At 48.3% G+C, this 4,717-nt stretch carries 3 protein-coding genes; 2 read left to right on the top strand and 1 reads right to left on the bottom strand.

From position 1 onward, the window contains the following. Positions 1-258: 258 nt before the first annotated feature. Positions 259-3,219 (bottom strand): CBS domain-containing protein, encoded by a 2,961-nt coding sequence (locus QUA71_RS28870; protein WP_333290398.1) that lies wholly within the window; start codon positions 3,217-3,219, stop codon positions 259-261. 316 nt (positions 3,220-3,535) lie between these two features. On the opposite strand from QUA71_RS28870, the gene psbZ reads away from it, so the two are divergent. Then, on the top strand, positions 3,536-3,727 hold the full coding sequence (gene psbZ / locus QUA71_RS28865; protein ID WP_006633598.1) for a photosystem II reaction center protein PsbZ: 192 nt from the start codon (positions 3,536-3,538) through the stop codon (positions 3,725-3,727). A gap of 220 nt (positions 3,728-3,947) precedes the next feature. Then, positions 3,948-4,541 carry a 6,7-dimethyl-8-ribityllumazine synthase gene (gene ribH / locus QUA71_RS28860; protein ID WP_333290396.1) on the top strand — a complete coding sequence of 198 codons (594 nt, stop codon included), beginning with the start codon at positions 3,948-3,950 and terminating at the stop codon, positions 4,539-4,541. Positions 4,542-4,717: the final 176 nt, after the last annotated feature.

Below are 4,717 nucleotides of genomic sequence, written 5' to 3'. Positions count from 1 at the left end.
CCTCATTCTCTCCTTAACGGTGGCTCTAGTTTTTCTTGGGCCACCGTTCTCATCTTTAGTTAGTCTAAACTACAGTTTGTAAAGGACAATTGCGATTAAAGCAGGAGCGTGATGTTTCTTCACGTTAATTCGGGAAATATCAATAATGTGCGATCGCCTGGTTAGGCTGTTTAGGATTGACAACTTAAATTTTAGTAGAGTGCGTCAGCAATTAGCTAATCAATTATATAAAAAATAACGCGCTGCTGACGCACTTTACTAAGTTTGAGGATAACGTTGTGCTAAGAAAGAGATAGCAGCAGCCCGATCGCCCAAATTGCCATCCAACCTCGCCGCCAACAAATCATCCAACATTCGTTTAAACCCAGGCCCCGGCTTATAACCCAAAGCCTTCAAATCGTTGCCATTCAAAGGCGGCTCAACATTCGCCCATTTGGTGAGATATTCCCAGATTTGGCGGCGTGCACTTCGCGGACTTTGTAGGGAGATAGCAATTAACACCGGCAACTCATAATTCCTCAACAGCAGCACCAATTGACTCGGCAACTCGCACTTAGGCAAATTCTCTGCTAACTGGTTCTTTCCGGCTTCCAACACTTCCAACCGCTTAATGCTGTCAGCAGGTAACTGAAGATTTGCAGCCACCTTGCCGCGATATTCCGGCGCTAAATAAGCTATCAAAACTTCCAGCCGCATCTGCCAATCGGGAATATTGATAATGGGGAATGGGGAATTGGGCATCGGGGATTGGGCATCGGGAATTGGGAATTGGGAATTGGGGATAGTTTGTTCCTTCTTCCCTCTTCCTTCTTCCTTTTCCCCTCTTCCCTTCTCCTTCTTCCTTCTATCCTTTACATCCGTTAAATCCGTTACAGAATCCGTTGCCGAACTTCCTTCTTCCTTCTTCCTTCTTCCTTCTTCCTTCTTCCTTCTTCCATTCAAACACCGATCGAGCAAACGCAGTTGCCGCCACAACTCCCGATCCAACTCCAAACTAGGATGAATGCAGCGCAAAGCCTGCAAATCTCCCAGCATTTGCAAAGCAACTTTCCAGTAAGGAGCTTGCAAAATGTATTTCAATTCGCTTTTGAGCCGAGTTTCCAAAGCCGGAGCTCGGCCGTTTTCCCCCTGAATTCGGTAATAAATCCCGCTGGCCAAAGCGTTGCGGATGTATCCTTCCGTCTGGGGCTCAATTTCAAACCCCAGCCGCACCGCAAACCGCACAGCGCGATAAATTCGCGTTGGATCTTCGATAAAACTGTTGGCGTGCAAAACTCGAATTTGCTTCGATTCCAAGTCCAGCAAACCGCAAAAAAAATCTAACAATTCGCCACTGCGAGGAACACCCAACCGCACAGCCAGCGCATTAATTGTAAAATCCCTGCGGTACAAATCTTGGCGAATCGAACTCGCTTCAACTTCAGGATTTGCAGCCGGATAAGGATAAAATTCAGTACGAGCAGTCGCGATATCCACCCACAGCGAGCCGAAAGCAGAGTCTTTGGGCCACAAAAGCGCGGCGGTTTGAAATTGACCGTGAACGTCCAAACGCGATTCGGGGTAAAGTTTTTGCAGCGAGGAAGCTAACTCGACACCAGCACCGGAATCGTCGGAACCGCACTTTCCATCCACAACCAAATCGATATCTGTTAGCGCCAGTGTATCATCCGTGGCTAAGAGTAAATCCCGGACTGCTCCACCCACAATATAAAGTTGCCAGCCGCGATTTTGGGCAATATTGGCGGCGATCGACAATAATTGCCATAATTCGGGACTGATGCGCGATCGCAACAACTGCTCAACCGATTCGGGCACGGCACAATAAGAGAATTCTGCATTACTTCCCCTGTCTCGCGCTTTTTGCTGGTGCAATTCCCGCAACACGTCAGTCCGGGTAACAATTCCCACCAGTTGACCGTTTTCCAACACTGGCAAGCGCCCGATATCGTATGTCACCATTAAAGATTCAATTTCCGGCAGCAAGGTATCTGGGGCGATCGTTTTTAGCTGCGGAGTCATGTAACCCTTCACCGGGGCGTGACTGAAACCGTGGTGCAGGGCAATGTCAATGTCGCGCCGCGAGATAATGCCGGCGAGTCGATCGCCCGCATCGACCACAGAAAGCCCCGAATGTCCGTAACGTAGGAGTATACGGTGAGCTTCCCCTACCGATGTTTCCGGGCGAATACTCCGCACTGGAGACGACATTAATTCGCGGGCTGTCGGAGGGTGGGGAATTTGAGTTTTGAGTTCCTCAGCTAACTGATTTAAAGTCAGCAGGGGGTCAACATCGCGGGTGGCGAGGGAAGCGGCGCGGGCGTGGCCTCCGCCGCCGAGGGGTTTGAACAATTCGCTGAGGTTTGTTCCTTCGATGCGCGATCGACCGATAATAGTTAATCGATTGGAAACTGGCGATTCGGGAGCTATGTTGCGGTTGTTTTCGTTTTCGCCAAATTTATAAACATTACCTAAAAGCAGAGCATCGGTTTCAGTTAAATCCAGCAAGCGAGAAGCCAGTGAAGAAAGCCCCGGAACGTAAGCTTCAGTAGATAGCAGCACCCAGGCTATGCTGTAACCGTGCAAAGTTTCCGATCGCAAATTATTCAGCGCTTCTCTGAGCAAATCTTGCAATTGAGGAGACAAACCGGGTTCTACATATTCAGCTATTACCCCCAAACTCGCTCCCTGTTCCATCAACCAGGCCAAAGCTATTGCATCTCGTGCAGTTGCGCCCTCAAAGGTGAGGGAACCTGTATCGACGTGGATGCCGAGGGCCATTACTGTTGCTTCCGAAGGCAGCAGGCGGAATGGTGTCTCCCTCTTTTCTGCTTGATTTTTGAGCTTTTCGACAATTAATGTCGTGCTGGCTCCGACTGCTTCGATCTGCGTAACAGTAGCGGGAATGTCTAAATCGGCCTGTAGGTGATGGTCGAAAACAGCAATTTCGCTCACTTGTGGCAAATCCAGCCACTCGGCGGCTTTTCCCAAACGATCGCGCTGGGACGCATCAACTATACTAATCGATCGAATTTGTTGGGGATTGACCGATCGGCGTTCAATCAGTGGGTACTCGTCGCGGTGTAGCGCCAAAAAATCCCGCACTGTCGGATGACACCCGCCCGTCAATACGATCCTGCTACCGGGGCGCAGCACGCAAAGTCCCACCGCCGCCCCCAAGGCGTCAAAATCTGCTGTTGTGTGGCACAAAACTAAGTCCATAGCCGAAAATCCCGCATCTCTAACTCAAACAGTAGCAATTTCTCGCCCTCGGAAACCGGATGTGTCGATCGGGCTTTAACTTAACCTTTCCAGTTTTCTGTCGTGTAGCGAACAATGATAAAATTGATCGAAATCTCAAGAGCCGCTGACGCCTGTTCGCGCAACGCCCGAATTTGCACGGGTTCTTTCGTATCAATCAACCGACAATCTCTCGATCGACGATCGGGAAACTGTCAAAAACTAGAATTTGGAAGATTTTTTTCGGTTCTGGGAAACTATTTCGGATCAACGCACGGTTATATCGAAAGGAGAAAAGATGTTATCAATTCTGTTTCAAGTGGTTTTACTGGGTCTGGTACTGCTGTCTTTTGTGATGGTCGTTGGCGTGCCAGTTGCTTATGCCTCTCCCCAAAACTGGAATCAGTCTAAATCCCTGATTTATGTCGGATCGGCTCTCTGGTTTTTGCTGGTTATTGCAGTGGGTGTATTGAACTTTTTAGTCGTTTAATTTCACCCAACTCTATCGAATAAAGAAGGTAAAAGATAGAAGGATGAAGGCATTCACCAGCGATTGAAAGGCATTCGGCAGAAGCTAGGAATTTTCCAGACCGCGCGATCCTGTATGTTTTTGCACTTAAGATTCAGATGAGATGCTGCTGCTTTCTGACTTTTGCCTTCTCACAAACAAAAATCTAAAATCTAAAACCTAAAATCTAAACTAGAACACTATGACTGTTTTCGAGGGAACTTTTACTCACACCGAATCTTTGCGGTTTGCTATTGTCATCGGTCGTTTTAACGATTTGGTGGTTAACAAACTTTTGGAGGGATGTCAAGATTGTTTGAAACGCCACGGGGTTGATGTTAATCCTCATGGCTCTCAGGTGGACTTTTTTTGGGTTCCGGGAAGTTTTGAGATTCCTTTGGTGGCGCGCCAAGCTGCTCTTTCTCACCGCTACGATGCGGTAATTTGTCTGGGTGCGGTAATTCGCGGCCAAACTCCTCATTTCGATTTTGTGGCTGGTGAGGTTGCTAAGGGAATTGCTGCTGCTGCTTTTCAGACAGGGGTGCCGGTGATTTTTGGGGTGGTGACGACTGACACGATGCAGCAAGCTTTGGAAAGGGCTGGAATTAAAAGCAATTTGGGCTGGAATTATGCGATGAGTGCTTTGGAAATGGGCACTTTGATGCGCCAAGTTAAGGGTTTGGGAACACACTCTTACGATCATCGATTAACTACTGGGTCTGCTTCTCAAGTGCTTTCGGGTGATGCAAATCTGGCGATCGCCCCGGATGTATCGTCGGATCAAATCCCCTCGTAAGTTTGGCTAGCAGTATTTTTAAGCTCAAAAAACATCAAGATTTGCATCGGGAAAAATCTTAAGACTCTTGTGGGGTGGTGATTATGCCCGCCCCCAAGGTATAGCAACCGCCAAGGCGGTTAGGACGCAATGCGTAACACATCCTCGATCGCATCTCGTAAACAATCAAACTGATC

This window comes from Microcoleus sp. MON1_C5, assembly GCF_036701875.1.
GTDB lineage: Bacteria > Cyanobacteriota > Cyanobacteriia > Cyanobacteriales > Microcoleaceae > Microcoleus.
The sequence above is the reverse complement of the archived record's forward strand: the minus strand, read 5'-3'. Positions and strand labels throughout refer to the sequence as shown.